This window comes from Candidatus Pedobacter colombiensis (genome assembly GCA_029202485.1).
Classification (GTDB): Bacteria; Bacteroidota; Bacteroidia; order Sphingobacteriales; family Sphingobacteriaceae; genus Pedobacter; species Pedobacter colombiensis.
Genome location: CP119313.1, coordinates 4300112 through 4316991 on the forward strand (window position 1 = coordinate 4300112; position 16880 = coordinate 4316991).

The window sequence follows — 16880 nt, forward strand, 5'->3', positions numbered from 1 at the left end:
ATGAAATCAATTGATAAAAACATAGCCGGTATTGCATTTTCAATACTACTCAGCCTAACCATAGGCTGTAAAAAGTCGTTTCTGGAGGTTTCTCCCCCTTCACAAATTGAGGAAAGCAATTTTTTCAAAACAGAATTACAAGCCAACCAGGCCCTGGCCGGTGTATACCATGTGTTGCAATGGGGCAATATCAATCAAGGGCATACCCCATTAATGGGTTGGGCCGAAGCTGCATCAGATGATGCCTATGCCGGAGGAGGAAGTTCATCAGATGCCGTTGGTGTAAAAGGCATCGACAGTTTTAGAGCTACAGCAGCGGCACCATTCAATGCCAATGATGGTACCTATGGTAGTGTATGGAGCATTTATTTCCAGGGAATCGCCAGAGCAAACACCTATTTAGCCAATGTAGACAGGGTACAGACCAGTGCAGATTTTAAAAATGTAAGTACTGCAGAAGCTAAATTTCTGAGGGCACATTTCTATTTTGACCTCTTCAAATGGTTTGAAAATGTGCCGCTAATTATTGAGCAGCAAACGCCAGATCAGTACAACCAGCCACAAGCAGCTCCACAAGCTGTACTCAACCAGATTGCGAAAGACCTAACTGAAGCCATGGTTTACCTTCCTAAAAAATCCATGAAAGCCAACAATGGACATGCCACATACTGGTCGGCATCGGCACTTTTGGCCCGTGTATACCTCTATGGAAAAGGTGTCTATGGAACAGAATTGAATGCTGCAGGCAACACAATTGATGCCGTAAAAATACGCAGTTATCTGGATGAGATCATCAGCATTGGTGGTTTTGACCTCATTCAATCCTATTCAGATGTTTGGAGAAAAAACAATGAAATGAGCATTGAGTCGGTTTGGGAAGTAGATTGTAGCAATTTAGCCTATATGTCTGGCAGTACCAGCGATCAGTACAGAGCACAGGGAAACTACAATGTCTTGTATTTTGGTCCGAGGGGCGTTAACGGCATCCCCTATACTGCAGGGTTTAGCAATGCCGTACCCACAGAATCTTTATATCAGGAATTCGAAACAGCACCAAATGTAGATCCAAGAAGAGACGCGACCATCTTAGTTTTAAAATCGGCTGCAGATGCACCAGGCTTAATCAAAGGCTGGCAGCATACAGGTTATTTTAACAACAAATACAATACGACTACCGAGTACCTTAGCCCTTCAGGTTTAAATTCCATTAACTGGGGACAAAACATCCATGTGATCCGTTTTTCAGATGTTTTATTAATGGCAGCCGAGCTTTATATAGGTGTTGATCAAACCAAAGCTGATGCCTATTTGAAGCGAGTAAGAAAACGTGCTGGTATGCCAGACAGAACCGCAACAATAGACAATATCCGTCATGAGCGCAGAGTGGAACTCGCAGGAGAAGGTATCCGTTATTGGGATCTGTTGAGATATGGCTTACCCTATGCGAAGCAGAAAATCAATGAGTCCAGTTTAATCGGCCCATATTACAACGGCACCCTGACCACTAATGGACCTGTCGTATTTACTGCCGGCGCCAATACCCCTGCAAATGGTTATGCCATGGATTGGGATGATTCGAAACGTGGTCATTTACCCATTCCACCAACTCAGGTGATTCTTTCAAATGGTGTTTTAAAACAAAATCCAGGTTATTAATTCTATATTAGATCTCTTTAGAGGGCAACAAAAGCTTGTCTTCTAAAGAGTATTTTAACTGAATCCCATTATTTATATAATAGAGTGTACATCATATTAATTTATCTCTTATGCGCTTAGTTGGTAGTTTCTTAGTCATAATGGGTTTAGGTCTTGGCAGTGTCGTTAATAAAGGTGCTGTTCATACCAATAAACCTGGAATAATACTGGATAGTCTTAAAAGAAAATCAGGTGCAAAGCGTTACAAGTTAGTGTGGAGCGACGAATTCAATTACAAAGGGTTACCCGATAGCAGCAAATGGAATTTTGATATCGGTGGCGGTGGCTGGGGTAATAATGAACTACAGTTTTATACGGAAAAAGACACCTCAAATGCTAAAGTAGAAAACGGTATTTTAAAAATTACAGCCCGAAAACAGGCCAAAGGAAATAGGCAATACACCTCTGCAAGGCTGACCACAAAAAATAAAGCCGAATTTACGTATGGAAAAATTGAAATCAGGGCAAAACTTCCTGCGGGGCGTGGTACCTGGCCCGCCATCTGGATGCTGGGGAAAAATATAAGTACAGCTGGCTGGCCTGCCTGTGGCGAAATTGATATCATGGAGCATGTAGGTTTTAACAAAGACAGCCTTTTTAGCAGCATCCATACCGCTTCGTATAATCATATCAAGGGGACCCAAAAAACCAAGGGCATCTATATCGCCAGTCCATACACCCAATTTCATACTTATGCCATTGAATGGACGCCTGAGAAAATAGATTTTATGTTAGACGGAGTCAGTTACTTCATTACCCGGAACGAACATTTAACAACCAAAGAATGGCCATTTAATGCCCCTCAATTTTTACTCTTGAATGTGGCTGTAGGTGGCTTTTGGGGTGGGCAAAAGGGAATCGATGACCTTGTCTTTCCTGCAACAATGGAAATTGATTATGTAAGAGTCTATCAGAAAACAGATAGCTAATACCATTCTGTTGTTTTCTTCTACGATCCCGTTTATTTTTCTCTACTTTTATATAGCTAGAATTAGGGTTAATCATGAAAAATCAAATGATTTCTAAAACAACATTGCAGGCATTTAGGGAAGGATTTGCAAAATTCGTTACGCTTTCTGATGCAGAGTGGATCGAACTAATTCCTTATTTAACAGTTTCAAGTGTTAAAAAGAAAGATCACTTTGTAGTTCATGGTAAAGTTTGCAAGCATGTAGGTTTCGTGATTAAGGGTTCTTTAAGATTTTACCATGTAAAGAATGGAGTAGAGATTACAGGATATTTTTGCTTTGAGAATGAATTTGTAAGTTCTTATAAAAGTTACCTCAAACAAGAGCCAAGCCTCACCTGTATCCAGGCCATGGAGGATACGGAATTGATTTTGATTGCTTACGAAGATATGCAGCGGCTATTCGTTCATCCTAAGCTTGCCTTTAAGATGGAACAGTTCGGCAGGTTAGTAGCCGAATACTATATCTGCTGTTATGAAGATCGGATTGCAGCTTTCATTGTGCAAAGCCCTGAAGAACGTTACTTAACTATGCTTGAAAATCAGGCCGACTTATTATTGCGTATTCCTCAACATTACATAGCCAATTTTCTTGGCATTACCCCGGTTTCCCTTTCAAGAATCCGTAAAAGAACTTTAGGAAGAGCTGTTGCCAGCTGAAATGCTTATCTTTTGTTAACGTTTTGAACAGTTACAGTCACTTACCTTTGACGTAAATCATAATCAAAAACTATGCATACCATATTAGGAGCCGGCGGGCCATCAGCAAATGCGCTAACACGTGAATTGTTAAACCATAATCAAGAAGTACGATTGGTTAGCAGAAGACCAGTAAAGACTACCGATACCCGGATGACCTGGAGAAAGGCAGATTTGTTGAACTATTCGGAAGTATTGGATGCTGTGAAAGGATCAACAGTTATCTATATGTGTGCAGGACTAGTCTATGATAAAGAGATCTGGAAGCAACAATGGCCAGTCATCATGCAGAACTTAATAAATGTGGCAAAGGAAACACAGGCCAGACTGCTATTTTTTGATAACGTATATATGTATGGATTGGTCAATGGTCCTATGTTGGAGAGTACCCCTTACCATCCAGTGAGTGTAAAGGGTGAGGTCAGGGCGAAAATTGCTACCCAGCTGATGGAAGAAGTGAAATCGGGTAATATCCAGGCTACTATTGCCAGGGCTGCTGATTTTTATGGTACCGATTCTATGAATAGTTTCCTGGACAGCATGGTGCTGGATAAATTTGCCAAACATCAAACTGCGCAATGGATTGGTAACCCTAAGAAACTCCACAATTTCACTTATATCCCTGACACCGGAAAAGCAATGTATTTGTTGGGTCAGCATGAAGAGTCAGGGAATCAGATCTGGCACCTGCCAACGGCCTCACCAATAAGCGGTCAGGAGATGATCGCACTGGCAGCGGATATTTTTGGTGCTAAGGGCAATTTCATTACAGTGAATAAATTGATGCTGCAAATGGTTGGCTTATTTAAAAAAGTCGTTGCAGGAACAGTGGAGATGTATTATCAATATGACCACGACTATAATTTAGACTCCTCAAAATTTGAAAAAGCATTTAATTTTAAACCTAGTAGTTATGAAGAAGGTATAAGGCAATGGTCCAAAACACAGCTTTCCAAGCTAAAATGACACAAAAAATGTTTCATAAAGCAAGTTATTTAGTTCTATAAGTTTCAGCCAATTTTAATGCCTGGTACGCATTTACAATCCCACCACTAACGCATAGCTCCTTAAAACTAACACGTTCAGTTTCCCCTTTCTCATTCTCACGTTTTACCTTCTGTTCCACCTTGACTACTGATTTCATAATGATGTCTCTTACCTCATAAGGCTTAAGCTCTGGATAATAACTTAAGATCAAAGCTGCCAAACCAGAAACAACAGGAGCAGCCATACTTGTTCCATCAAATTCTTCATATTTAGATCCAGGAACAGTCGACCTTATCATAAATCCCGGGGCGAATACGTCCACGGTATATTTACCATAATTAGAAAAAGAAGCCTTCAGAGTTGCGTCATTCTTATAAGCACTGGCACCTACTTCGATCCAGTTGCTGGCATGTGGCAAATTAAACTTGACTGTATCCAAAACGGGTTTTAAAGGTGTAACCGGATAATTTCTCCCCAAATTGTTCCCTTGCATTTGATTTTGACCAGGCCTAAATGCCATGGGCTTAATTTCAGCCTTCTTATGTGCTTTTTTATATGCAGCAGCCTCTGGACTATCATAATACTTAGTTGGATAATTATCTACAATATCATTATTCTGATTATCATTACCTGCCGCATGTACCAATAAAACCCCCTTTTCTTCAGCATACTTTACCGCTTCGTCCACTACATCCTTAGCCCACTTAAAGCCCTTACCAAAACTCATGTTAATCACGCGCGCACCATTATCCACTGCATACCTAATACCATTTGCTACATCCTTATCCCGCTCATCGCCATCTGGTACCACCCTAATACACATGATACGAACATGATCTGCAACACCGTTTATACCTATCCCATTATTTCGCTCTGCACCGATTATACCAGACACGTGCGTTCCATGCTCCGCATTTGGCCCCTTAACATCATTATTACCATAAAAGCGCTCACTCGCATTAGAATAATCATCTCCAACCAACTCAGCACGCTGATCATATTTAGGATTTAGATTATACCTCAACATGACATCATATTGCTTATAAGCATCTTTCATTTCCTTATGAAACTTCTCCATTGACCCACTCTCTTTTGCTCCCCTGCGAATGATCTTTTTACACTGCTCCTCTTCTTCACTATCAGCTTTGTAACGTTCCATATCTTCTAATGAAGGAATAGTTTTATGATTAATTTGTCCAACAGAGTCAAGCATTTTGTTTATAATAGAAATAACAGCAAAAGCCTGATGAGCATCGTCATATTTTTTTCCAAACTCAGCAGTAACCTTTGTATAAAGTGCGAATTCTTCCTTTTCCGTACTATCCAGCACAGTAGATTTAATCGTCGACTTGTACTTAGGCTGTAACGCCCGATAAATTCTAACCAATTCTAAATTATCATAGGCAAGGTTTCCCTTTTTCGACCCTATAAAATTCCAGCCATGTATATCATCAACATATCCGTTCCGATCATCATCAATCCCATTTCCCGATTTTTTTTTCTTATTTGTCCATATGACATTCTTTAAATCTTCATGATCTGTTTCAACACCACCATCTATAACAGCTACAATTATATTCTCTTTAGGCTTTTTATGCTGCAACAGCTCATTGTAAGCCTTTTCAGTACTTATACCGAAATAACCATCTTGCACTAAATCTAAATTCTGCCAATTTGGAGGGAGCTTAACATCTTTACTTTGTGCAAAAGCAGCTGTACTAACGAAAAAGCAAATTGCGAAATATAATGAATGTTTTAGTTTCATTGCTGGATATGTATGAATTAAGGTAAAATACAATAATACGGTTTTATTACTTTTAGGGCATATATTTAGCATTTTTTAACACTAAATAACTTCCCAAAAAAGTAAAAGAGACACAAGGCCCAAAGAGAAGAAAACTCTATAATCTATGAAGGTTAGAATGGGTTATAAACAAGAAAAGCCTTTCAGTTTCCTGAAGGCTTTCTTTTAAGATTTGGCACCGACCTACTCTCCCACGTGTTACCGCAGTACCATCGGCTCTGGTGGGCTTAACTTCTCTGTTCGGAATGGGAAGAGGTGGACACCACCGATATAGGCACCTAAATATTTTTAAGTATCTAGCTATATATCTTTCGATTATTTTCACTAAACAAATGACATATTATTGAAAGAAGTTAAGTTTTGAAGAACAAACAACAGTGTTCTGCTCTTGAAAGCTTCGGATGATTAGTATTACTCGACTTTGATCTCACAACCTTTACATCTGTAACCTATCAACGTAGTAGTCTGCTACGGTCCTATATGGAATTCTCATCTCGTGGCTAGTTTCGCACTTAGATGCTTTCAGCGCTTATCTATTCCCAGCGTAGCTACTCTGCAATGCCCCTGGCGGAACAACAGATTCACTAGAGGCTAGTCCAACCCGGTCCTCTCGTACTAAGGTCAGCCCCACTCAAAATTCCTACGCCCACAACAGATAGGGACCGAACTGTCTCGCGACGTTCTGAACCCAGCTCGCGTGCCACTTTAATCGGCGAACAGCCGAACCCTTGGGACCTTCTCCAGCCCCAGGATGTGACGAGCCGACATCGAGGTGCCAAACCTCCCCGTCGATATGAGCTCTTGGGGGAGATCAGCCTGTTATCCCCAGCGTACCTTTTATCCTTTGAGCGATGGCCCTTCCATGCAGAACCACCGGATCACTATATCCGTCTTTCGACCCTGCTCGGCTTGTTTGCCTCACAGTCAAGCAAGCTTATGCTATTGCACTCCTCATACGGTTACCAAGCGTATTGAGCTTACCTTTGAAAGCCTCCGTTACCTTTTTGGAGGCGACCACCCCAGTCAAACTACCCATCAAACAATGTCCTTAGCTGAGCCAAGTTAGACACCGAATACAGAAAGGGTGGTATTTCAACGTTGACTCCACAACACCTAGCGATGCCGCTTCATAGTCTCCCACCTATCCTACACATCCTGTATCCAATGTCAATGTTAAATTGTAGTGAAGGTGCATGGGGTCTTTCCGTCCCGTTGCGGGTACCCGGCGTCTTCACCGGGACCACAATTTCACCGAGCTCATGGCTGAGACAGCGCCCAGATCGTTACACCATTCGTGCAGGTCGGAACTTACCCGACAAGGAATTTCGCTACCTTAGGACCGTTATAGTTACGGCCGCCGTTTACTGGGGCTTCGATTCAATGCTTCTCATTGCTGATGACATCCCCTCTTAACCTTCCAGCACCGGGCAGGTGTCAGGCCTTATACTTCATCTTTCGATTTTGCAAAGCCATGTGTTTTTGTTAAACAGTCGCCTGGGCCTTTTCACTGCGGCTGATATTGCTACCAGCGCCCCTTCTCCCGAAGTTACAGGGCCATTTTGCCGAGTTCCTTAGCCATGATTCACTCGAGCGCCTTAGAATTCTCTTCCCGGATACCTGTGTCGGTTTGCGGTACGGGTTTTTATAACCTGAAGCTTAGCGGTTTTTCTTGGAAGTCTGATTACCTGCACTATCCACGCCCCCGAAGGTTTGCGGTACTATCAGCCTTCAGCTAGACCGGCGGATTTGCCTACCAGTCCATTACCTACAGCCTTCAACGATCTATTCCGTCAGATCGCGGCAGTGTCACTACTCCGTCCCCACATCGCAGTTATAAAAAGTACGGAAATATTAATCCGTTGTCCATCGAATATCCCCTTCGGGTTCTCCTTAGGCCCCGACTAACCCTGATCCGATTAGCGTTGATCAGGAAACCTTATCCTTTCGGCGGGCAGGTTTCTCGCCTGCCTTATCGTTACTTATGCCTACATTTGCTTTTCCAGAAGCTCCAACACAACTTACGTCATACCTTCGCTGCCGCTGGAATGCTCCCCTACCGTAATATTAATATTACCCATAGCTTCGGTGTACAATTTTATGCCCGTTTATTATCCATGCCCGATCGCTCGACTAGTGAGCTGTTACGCACTCTTTAAATGAATGGCTGCTTCCAAGCCAACATCCTAGCTGTCTATGCAATCGGACCTCGTTAGTTCAACTTAACTGTAACTTGGGGACCTTAGCTGATGGTCTGGGTTCTTTCCCTCTCGGCGCGTGACCTTAGCACCCCGCGCCTCACTGCCGTGTATATTAAATAGCATTCGGAGTTTGTCTGGATTTGGTAGGATTTGACTCCCCCGCACCCAATCAGTAGCTCTACCTCTATTTAACTTCACCACGACGCTGTTCCTAAAAACATTTCGGGGAGTACGAGCTATTTCCCAGTTTGATTAGCCTTTCACCCCTACCCACAGATCATCCGGAAACTTTTCAACGTTTATCGGTTCGGTCCTCCAGTACGTGTTACCGCACCTTCAACCTGTCCATGGGTAGATCACAAGGTTTCGCGTCTACCTCCCCTGACTATACGCCCTATTCAGACTCGCTTTCGCTTCGGATCCGTGTCTGAAACACTTAACCTTGCCAGAGAAGAGTAACTCGTAGGCTCATTATGCAAAAGGCACGCCGTCACGCCACCTGGACGCTCCGACCGCTTGTAAGCACACAGTTTCAGGTTCTATTTCACTCCCCTGTTCGGGGTTCTTTTCACCTTTCCCTCACGGTACTGGTTCACTATCGGTCTCTCAGGAGTATTTAGCCTTACCGGATGGTGCCGGCTGATTCCCACAAGGCGTCTCCGACCTCGCGGTACTCAGGATGCTACTAGACTAATGGTACTTACGTGTACGAGGCTATCACTCTATATTGCCAGGCTTCCCATCCTGTTCCACTTCATTGCATTATAATCATATCGTAGTCCTACAACCCCAGTCATGCCGTAACATTACTGGTTTGGGCTCTTTCCCTTTCGCTCGCCACTACTCAGGAAATCATTATTATTTTCTCTTCCTCTGCTTACTTAGATGTTTCAGTTCGGCAGGTTTGCGTACATTGTACAACTAGTCTTCAACTAGCTAGGTTTCCCCATTCAGAAATCTCCGGATCAATTCATATTTGCTAATCCCCGAAGCTTATCGCAGCTTATCACGTCTTTCATCGCCTCTGAGAGCCAAGGCATCCCCTGTGTGCTCTTAATTACTTTCTTCTCTCCATACCCTTTTGCGCATATGGAAATGCTTTTTTGATTGTTGTTAAACCTTCAGTTTACTGAATGCAATTGCTTGCGCTCAGTATTCTTCCAATCAAACAACGTCTCTATTGTTGTTTGCTCTTCTTTTTTAACTTCTTCCAATATGTCAAAGAACTTTTCTATCCCGGGTCACTTTCCTTTTGGGTTGGTTTCCTATTTATGTGCCTTTTGTATTAGGCACCGGTGATGGTGGAGAATAACGGAGTCGAACCGTTGACCTCCTGCGTGCAAGGCAGGCGCTCTAGCCAGCTGAGCTAATCCCCCTTAAGATTAATCTTAATGTAGTCCCGAGCAGATTTGAACTGCTGACCCCTACATTATCAGTGTAGTGCTCTAACCAAACTGAGCTACGGGACTAGATATTCGTAAGTAAGGTTTATGAGTACTGATTTCTCATTTCACAAATCTTCTTGCCTACTCATGTCCCCTTTCTTCAGTATGGAGCACTAAACGATGCTTCATCCTATGGGTTTTTCTTTTTTGAGATCTTATCGTCATTTATATCATTTAGCATAGCGAGTAGTCAAAACTACTCCAGAAAGGAGGTATTCCAGCCGCACCTTCCGGTACGGCTACCTTGTTACGACTTAGCCCCAGTTATCGGTTTTACCCTAGGACGCTCCTTGCGGTTACATACTTTAGGTACCCCCAACTTCCATGGCTTGACGGGCGGTGTGTACAAGGCCCGGGAACGTATTCACCGCGTCATTGCTGATACGCGATTACTAGCGAATCCAACTTCAAGAGGTCGAGTTGCAGACCTCTATCCGAACTGTGAATGGCTTTTTGAGATTCGCTTGCTGTTGCCAGCTTGCTGCCCTCTGTACCATCCATTGTAGCACGTGTGTAGCCCCGGACGTAAGGGCCATGATGACTTGACGTCGTCCCCTCCTTCCTCTCTGTTTGCACAGGCAGTCTGTTTAGAGTCCCCACCTTAACGTGCTGGCAACTAAACATAGGGGTTGCGCTCGTTGCGGGACTTAACCCAACACCTCACGGCACGAGCTGACGACAGCCATGCAGCACCTAGTTTCGTGTGATTGCTCACTCATCTATCTCTAAATGATTCACTAACTTTCAAGCCCGGGTAAGGTTCCTCGCGTATCATCGAATTAAACCACATGCTCCTCCGCTTGTGCGGGCCCCCGTCAATTCCTTTGAGTTTCACCCTTGCGGGCGTACTCCCCAGGTGGAATACTTAACGCTTTCGCTTAGCCGCTAACTGTATATCGCTAACAGCGAGTATTCATCGTTTAGGGCGTGGACTACCAGGGTATCTAATCCTGTTTGATCCCCACGCTTTCGTGCCTCAGCGTCAATCACACCATAGTAAGCTGCCTTCGCAATCGGTGTTCTGTGACATATCTATGCATTTCACCGCTACTTGTCACATTCCGCCTACCTCTAGTGTATTCAAGCTCATCAGTATCAAGGGCACTGCGATGGTTGAGCCACCGTCTTTCACCCCTGACTTAATAAGCCGCCTACGCACCCTTTAAACCCAATAAATCCGGATAACGCTTGGATCCTCCGTATTACCGCGGCTGCTGGCACGGAGTTAGCCGATCCTTATTCCTTCGGTACATTCAGCTTATTACACGTAATAAGGTTTATTCCCGAATAAAAGCAGTTTACGACCCAGAGGGCTGTCTTCCTGCACGCGGCATGGCTGGTTCAGAGTTCCCTCCATTGACCAATATTCCTTACTGCTGCCTCCCGTAGGAGTCTGGTCCGTGTCTCAGTACCAGTGTGGGGGGCCATCCTCTCAGATCCCCTAGTCATCGTCGCCTTGGTGGGCCGTTACCCCGCCAACTAGCTAATGACACGCATGCCCATCTTAATCCTATAAATATTTGATCATTACACAATGCTGTGCTGTGATTTTATGCGGTGTTAATCCGAATTTCTTCGGGCTATCCCCCTGATTAAGGTAGGTTGCATACGCGTTACGCACCCGTGCGCCACTTTCATAAGGAGCAAGCTCCTTAATCTCGTTCGACTTGCATGTATTAGGCCTGCCGCTAGCGTTCATCCTGAGCCAGGATCAAACTCTCCATTGTAAAATGTTTTGTTTGAACACTGACCATTCTTAACTTGTATTAATAATAGTCTTATTCTAATTATATATTGTCTAGTTAGATTCTGACTTGAAAAAATAGCTTCGGTCTCATGTACTTTGAAATCGTACTATCTTACCTCGCTACGCTTTATAAATGACATCTCTTTAATGAACTTCTCGATTCGCCTCGCGGGTCATCTTTATATTTCTTCGTTTCCTATTCTCTGTTTGGTCCTGGTCTTAATGTTCCTGGTTTCAGTTTCGAATCCTCAACGTTTCAATCTTTTTTATTTCGCTATCAAACTCCGTTTGGTAACTCCCGTTCTGTTTGGGATTGCAAAGGTAGAAATCTTTTTAGCATTGTCAAACTTTTTGTTAAAGTTTTTTTCTTTTATTTTCCGAGGCTTTTAAACGCTCTAAAAGAAATACCAATCTCTACTTTCAGCTCCTCAAATCAACCTTCTTCTTTATCCTTCTCACTGTTTCCCTTCCTCCGAAGCGGGATGCAAAAGTAGGAAAATTATACGCCCCCACAAACTTAAATGCACTTATATCTCCTATTAAATCATAACTTACTATTTTTCAGTCAAAAAAAAATAAAATATCATCATTCAAATCTCTTATCTTAAGCTCTTCCTACCCTATTCATCGCAGCTAAAAAGCCTTTGAAAATGAAATGAATTAAATGAACCTGCTCTGCAATCTGATCCAGACGAGGCTGCATTAAAAATTCTCCTTGATATAATCTATGGCCTTTGCAATACGTTTATAATTCAACTGATCTTTTGTTTCCACATCCATAGTTTTATTATACAAATATCATACTTTCTTACTCCATCAAAAAATTCAGTCAACACCTTACTTTGGCTTAAAATTACAGACAATTTAATATGAATAGCGTAAACATAACAAATACAGAAATTCTTTCAGACAACTGGTACACCTTAAGAAAAATAAGCTTTGAAATAACAGGAACTGATGGTGTAAAATCAATACAGGAACGAGAAGCATACGACAGGGGAAATGGTGCGACGATATTGCTTTATAACAAAATACAAAAAACTATTGTGCTCACTCGACAATTCAGGATGCCTACTTTTGTTAATGGCAATGAAACCGGTTACCTAATTGAATGCTGCGCTGGTTTACTCGACAAAGACAATCCAGAGGATTGTATCAAAAAGGAAACTGAAGAAGAAACAGGATTTAGAATAAGTACAGTGGAAAAAATATTTGAAGCCTATATGTCTCCAGGTTCAGTAACTGAACTAGTCTACTTCTTTGTAGCCGAGTATTCAAATGAAATGAAGGTTAATGAAGGCGGTGGTCTAAAAGAGGAAAATGAGCACATAGAAGTTTTGGAACTTCCTTTTGAAAAAGCGATTGACATGATCAGAATGGGAGAAATCAAAGACGGAAAAACGATCATGTTATTACAATATGCCTCTATCAATAACCTGGTATAGCATTAACAGAACCGCTATTGTCAAGGTCTAAAATGAAATAAAAATTTAAGCCACTCAATAGTAGTGGCTTTTTATGTGCTTATTTCTTTAAAGGCCGCGCCTTTTTGAAATCTATATTTATGGTAACAAAAAAGTTTCGTCAGCTAAAATATTTTAATCATTTTTCATGTGTTTAAAGGCATAATTATTGAGTAATTTCAATACACACAAATAAATACACAAATGAAAAAGTTAATTTTATTAGCAGGCTTGGCAATAACATTGCTAAGCTGCAGAGCAATGTATGGCCATGAAGCCAAATTTACAATGGGCATGTCAGAAACTGAATTCAAAGAAAAAAACAAACCAGATTTTGTTTCAGCAAATGAAGGTGGGAGGACAATTTACCGAACCATGTATGTAGGTACTGGTTATAAATTTTTCTTTTTTAAAGAAGGGAAATTGGTAAGGTATGAAAATGGAACACGCCCTGACGATTACCTATATATGAATTAACAAAACCTTATAAACAAGAAAAGCCTTTCAGTTTCCTGAAGGCTTTCTTTTAAGATTTGGCACCGACCTACTCTCCCACGTGTTACCGCAGTACCATCGGCTCTGGTGGGCTTAACTTCTCTGTTCGGAATGGGAAGAGGTGGACACCACCGATATAGGCACCTAAATATTTTTAAATATCTAGTTATATATCTTTCGATTATTTTCACTAAACAAATGACATATTATTGAAAGAAGTTAAGTTTTGAAGAACAAACAACAGTGTTCTGCTCTTGAAAGCTTCGGATGATTAGTATTACTCGACTTTGATCTCACAACCTTTACATCTGTAACCTATCAACGTAGTAGTCTGCTACGGTCCTATATGGAATTCTCATCTCGTGGCTAGTTTCGCACTTAGATGCTTTCAGCGCTTATCTATTCCCAGCGTAGCTACTCTGCAATGCCCCTGGCGGAACAACAGATTCACTAGAGGCTAGTCCAACCCGGTCCTCTCGTACTAAGGTCAGCCCCACTCAAAATTCCTACGCCCACAACAGATAGGGACCGAACTGTCTCGCGACGTTCTGAACCCAGCTCGCGTGCCACTTTAATCGGCGAACAGCCGAACCCTTGGGACCTTCTCCAGCCCCAGGATGTGACGAGCCGACATCGAGGTGCCAAACCTCCCCGTCGATATGAGCTCTTGGGGGAGATCAGCCTGTTATCCCCAGCGTACCTTTTATCCTTTGAGCGATGGCCCTTCCATGCAGAACCACCGGATCACTATATCCGTCTTTCGACCCTGCTCGGCTTGTTTGCCTCACAGTCAAGCAAGCTTATGCTATTGCACTCCTCATACGGTTACCAAGCGTATTGAGCTTACCTTTGAAAGCCTCCGTTACCTTTTTGGAGGCGACCACCCCAGTCAAACTACCCATCAAACAATGTCCTTAGCTGAGCCAAGTTAGACACCGAATACAGAAAGGGTGGTATTTCAACGTTGACTCCACAACACCTGGCGATGCCGCTTCATAGTCTCCCACCTATCCTACACATCCTGTATCCAATGTCAATGTTAAATTGTAGTGAAGGTGCATGGGGTCTTTCCGTCCCGTTGCGGGTACCCGGCGTCTTCACCGGGACCACAATTTCACCGAGCTCATGGCTGAGACAGCGCCCAGATCGTTACACCATTCGTGCAGGTCGGAACTTACCCGACAAGGAATTTCGCTACCTTAGGACCGTTATAGTTACGGCCGCCGTTTACTGGGGCTTCGATTCAATGCTTCTCATTGCTGATGACATCCCCTCTTAACCTTCCAGCACCGGGCAGGTGTCAGGCCTTATACTTCATCTTTCGATTTTGCAAAGCCATGTGTTTTTGTTAAACAGTCGCCTGGGCCTTTTCACTGCGGCTGATATTGCTACCAGCGCCCCTTCTCCCGAAGTTACAGGGCCATTTTGCCGAGTTCCTTAGCCATGATTCACTCGAGCGCCTTAGAATTCTCTTCCCGGATACCTGTGTCGGTTTGCGGTACGGGTTTTTATAACCTGAAGCTTAGCGGTTTTTCTTGGAAGTCTGATTACCTGCACTATCCACGCCCCCGAAGGTTTGCGGTACTATCAGCCTTCAGCTAGACCGGCGGATTTGCCTACCAGTCCATTACCTACAGCCTTCAACGATCTATTCCGTCAGATCGCGGCAGTGTCACTACTCCGTCCCCACATCGCAGTTATAAAAAGTACGGAAATATTAATCCGTTGTCCATCGAATATCCCCTTCGGGTTCTCCTTAGGCCCCGACTAACCCTGATCCGATTAGCGTTGATCAGGAAACCTTATCCTTTCGGCGGGCAGGTTTCTCGCCTGCCTTATCGTTACTTATGCCTACATTTGCTTTTCCAGAAGCTCCAGCAAAACTTACGTCATACCTTCGCTGCCGCTGGAATGCTCCCCTACCGTAATATTAATATTACCCATAGCTTCGGTGTACAATTTTATGCCCGTTTATTATCCATGCCCGATCGCTCGACTAGTGAGCTGTTACGCACTCTTTAAATGAATGGCTGCTTCCAAGCCAACATCCTAGCTGTCTATGCAATCGGACCTCGTTAGTTCAACTTAACTGTAACTTGGGGACCTTAGCTGATGGTCTGGGTTCTTTCCCTCTCGGCGCGTGACCTTAGCACCCCGCGCCTCACTGCCGTGTATATTAAATAGCATTCGGAGTTTGTCTGGATTTGGTAGGATTTGACTCCCCCGCACCCAATCAGTAGCTCTACCTCTATTTAACTCTACCACGACGCTGTTCCTAAAAACATTTCGGGGAGTACGAGCTATTTCCCAGTTTGATTAGCCTTTCACCCCTACCCACAGATCATCCGGAAACTTTTCAACGTTTATCGGTTCGGTCCTCCAGTACGTGTTACCGCACCTTCAACCTGTCCATGGGTAGATCACAAGGTTTCGCGTCTACCTCCCCTGACTATACGCCCTATTCAGACTCGCTTTCGCTTCGGATCCGTGTCTGAAACACTTAACCTTGCCAGAGAAGAGTAACTCGTAGGCTCATTATGCAAAAGGCACGCCGTCACGCCACCTGGACGCTCCGACCGCTTGTAAGCACACAGTTTCAGGTTCTATTTCACTCCCCTGTTCGGGGTTCTTTTCACCTTTCCCTCACGGTACTGGTTCACTATCGGTCTCTCAGGAGTATTTAGCCTTACCGGATGGTGCCGGCTGATTCCCACAAGGCGTCTCCGACCTCGCGGTACTCAGGATACTACTAGACTAATGGTACTTACGTGTACGAGGCTTTCACTCTATATTGCCAGGCTTCCCATCCTGTTCCACTTCATTGCATTATAATCATATCGTAGTCCTACAACCCCAGTCATGCCGTAACATTACTGGTTTGGGCTCTTTCCCTTTCGCTCGCCACTACTCAGGAAATCATTATTATTTTCTCTTCCTCTGCTTACTTAGATGTTTCAGTTCGGCAGGTTTGCGTATTATATACGACTAGTCTTCAACTAGCCAGGTTTCCCCATTCAGAAATCTCCGGATCAATTCATATTTGCTAATCCCCGAAGCTTATCGCAGCTTATCACGTCTTTCATCGCCTCTGAGAGCCAAGGCATCCCCTGTGTGCTCTTAATTACTTTCTTCTCTCCATACCCTTTTGCGCATATGGAAATGCTTTTTTGATTGTCATTTGACCTTCTTCAGATCAAGGATCAAAGAGCAAGAATGAAGGATAAAAACCGAAGTCTTTATTCCTGGATCTTTCATCTTTTATCCAATTAATAATCTGTTCCAATCAAACAACGTCTCTATTGTTGTTTGCTCTTCTTTTTTAACTTCTTCCAATATGTCAAAGAACTTTTCTATCCCGGGTCACTTTCCTTTTGGGTTGG

7 protein-coding genes, 2 tRNA genes and 5 rRNA genes are annotated in these 16880 nt (G+C 43.3%); 6 read left to right on the forward strand and 8 right to left on the reverse strand.

Going from position 1 to position 16880, the window contains the following annotated elements; genetic code table 11:
- The 4 genes from P0Y49_18015 to P0Y49_18030 all read left to right on the forward strand — a co-directional run bounded on the left by P0Y49_18015 (position 1) and on the right by P0Y49_18030 (position 4327).
- Positions 1–1656, forward strand: coding sequence for a RagB/SusD family nutrient uptake outer membrane protein (locus P0Y49_18015; GenBank protein WEK18686.1), 1656 nt, complete (start codon positions 1–3; stop codon positions 1654–1656).
- Between the two features lie 110 nt (positions 1657–1766).
- Positions 1767–2624: a glycoside hydrolase family 16 protein gene (locus P0Y49_18020; protein ID WEK18687.1), complete on the forward strand. Its 858-nt coding sequence runs from the start codon at positions 1767–1769 to the stop codon at positions 2622–2624.
- A 74-nt stretch (positions 2625–2698) separates the two neighbouring features.
- A complete protein-coding gene (locus P0Y49_18025) occupies positions 2699–3322 on the forward strand; it encodes a Crp/Fnr family transcriptional regulator (GenBank protein WEK18688.1) in 624 nt (207 codons plus the stop codon).
- 72 nt (positions 3323–3394) lie between these two features.
- Positions 3395–4327 (forward strand): NAD-dependent epimerase/dehydratase family protein, encoded by a 933-nt coding sequence (locus P0Y49_18030; protein WEK18689.1) that lies wholly within the window; start codon positions 3395–3397, stop codon positions 4325–4327.
- Positions 4328–4352: 25 nt separating this feature from the next.
- On the opposite strand, the gene P0Y49_18035 is transcribed toward P0Y49_18030, so the two are convergent.
- The 6 genes from P0Y49_18035 to P0Y49_18060 form a co-directional block, all read right to left on the reverse strand.
- On the reverse strand, positions 4353–6113 hold the full coding sequence (locus P0Y49_18035) for a S8 family peptidase (GenBank protein ID WEK18690.1): 1761 nt from the start codon (positions 6111–6113) through the stop codon (positions 4353–4355).
- A gap of 209 nt (positions 6114–6322) precedes the next feature.
- Positions 6323–6434: ribosomal RNA gene (gene rrf, locus P0Y49_18040) — 5S ribosomal RNA — on the reverse strand.
- Positions 6435–6538: 104 nt separating this feature from the next.
- Positions 6539–9417: ribosomal RNA gene (locus tag P0Y49_18045) — 23S ribosomal RNA — on the reverse strand.
- Positions 9418–9649: 232 nt separating this feature from the next.
- A tRNA-Ala gene (locus tag P0Y49_18050) sits at positions 9650–9726 on the reverse strand.
- Positions 9727–9744: 18 nt separating this feature from the next.
- Positions 9745–9819 (reverse strand) — tRNA-Ile (locus P0Y49_18055).
- 181 nt (positions 9820–10000) lie between these two features.
- Positions 10001–11522, reverse strand: a 16S ribosomal RNA gene (locus P0Y49_18060).
- The 16S, 23S and 5S rRNA genes sit together here with 2 tRNA genes alongside, the layout of an rRNA operon.
- Before the next feature lie 889 nt (positions 11523–12411).
- Between P0Y49_18060 and nudK the strand changes: the two genes are divergently transcribed.
- Both nudK and P0Y49_18070 read left to right on the forward strand, forming a co-directional pair.
- Positions 12412–12987 (forward strand): GDP-mannose pyrophosphatase NudK, encoded by a 576-nt coding sequence (nudK, locus tag P0Y49_18065; protein ID WEK18691.1) that lies wholly within the window; start codon positions 12412–12414, stop codon positions 12985–12987.
- A gap of 222 nt (positions 12988–13209) precedes the next feature.
- Positions 13210–13482, forward strand: a complete 273-nt coding sequence (locus P0Y49_18070; protein ID WEK18692.1) for a hypothetical protein — start codon at positions 13210–13212, stop codon at positions 13480–13482.
- Positions 13483–13536: 54 nt separating this feature from the next.
- On the opposite strand, the gene rrf (P0Y49_18075) is transcribed toward P0Y49_18070, so the two are convergent.
- A 5S ribosomal RNA gene (rrf, locus tag P0Y49_18075) occupies positions 13537–13648 on the reverse strand.
- Positions 13649–13752: 104 nt separating this feature from the next.
- A 23S ribosomal RNA gene (locus P0Y49_18080) occupies positions 13753–16631 on the reverse strand.
- Positions 16632–16880: the final 249 nt, after the last annotated feature.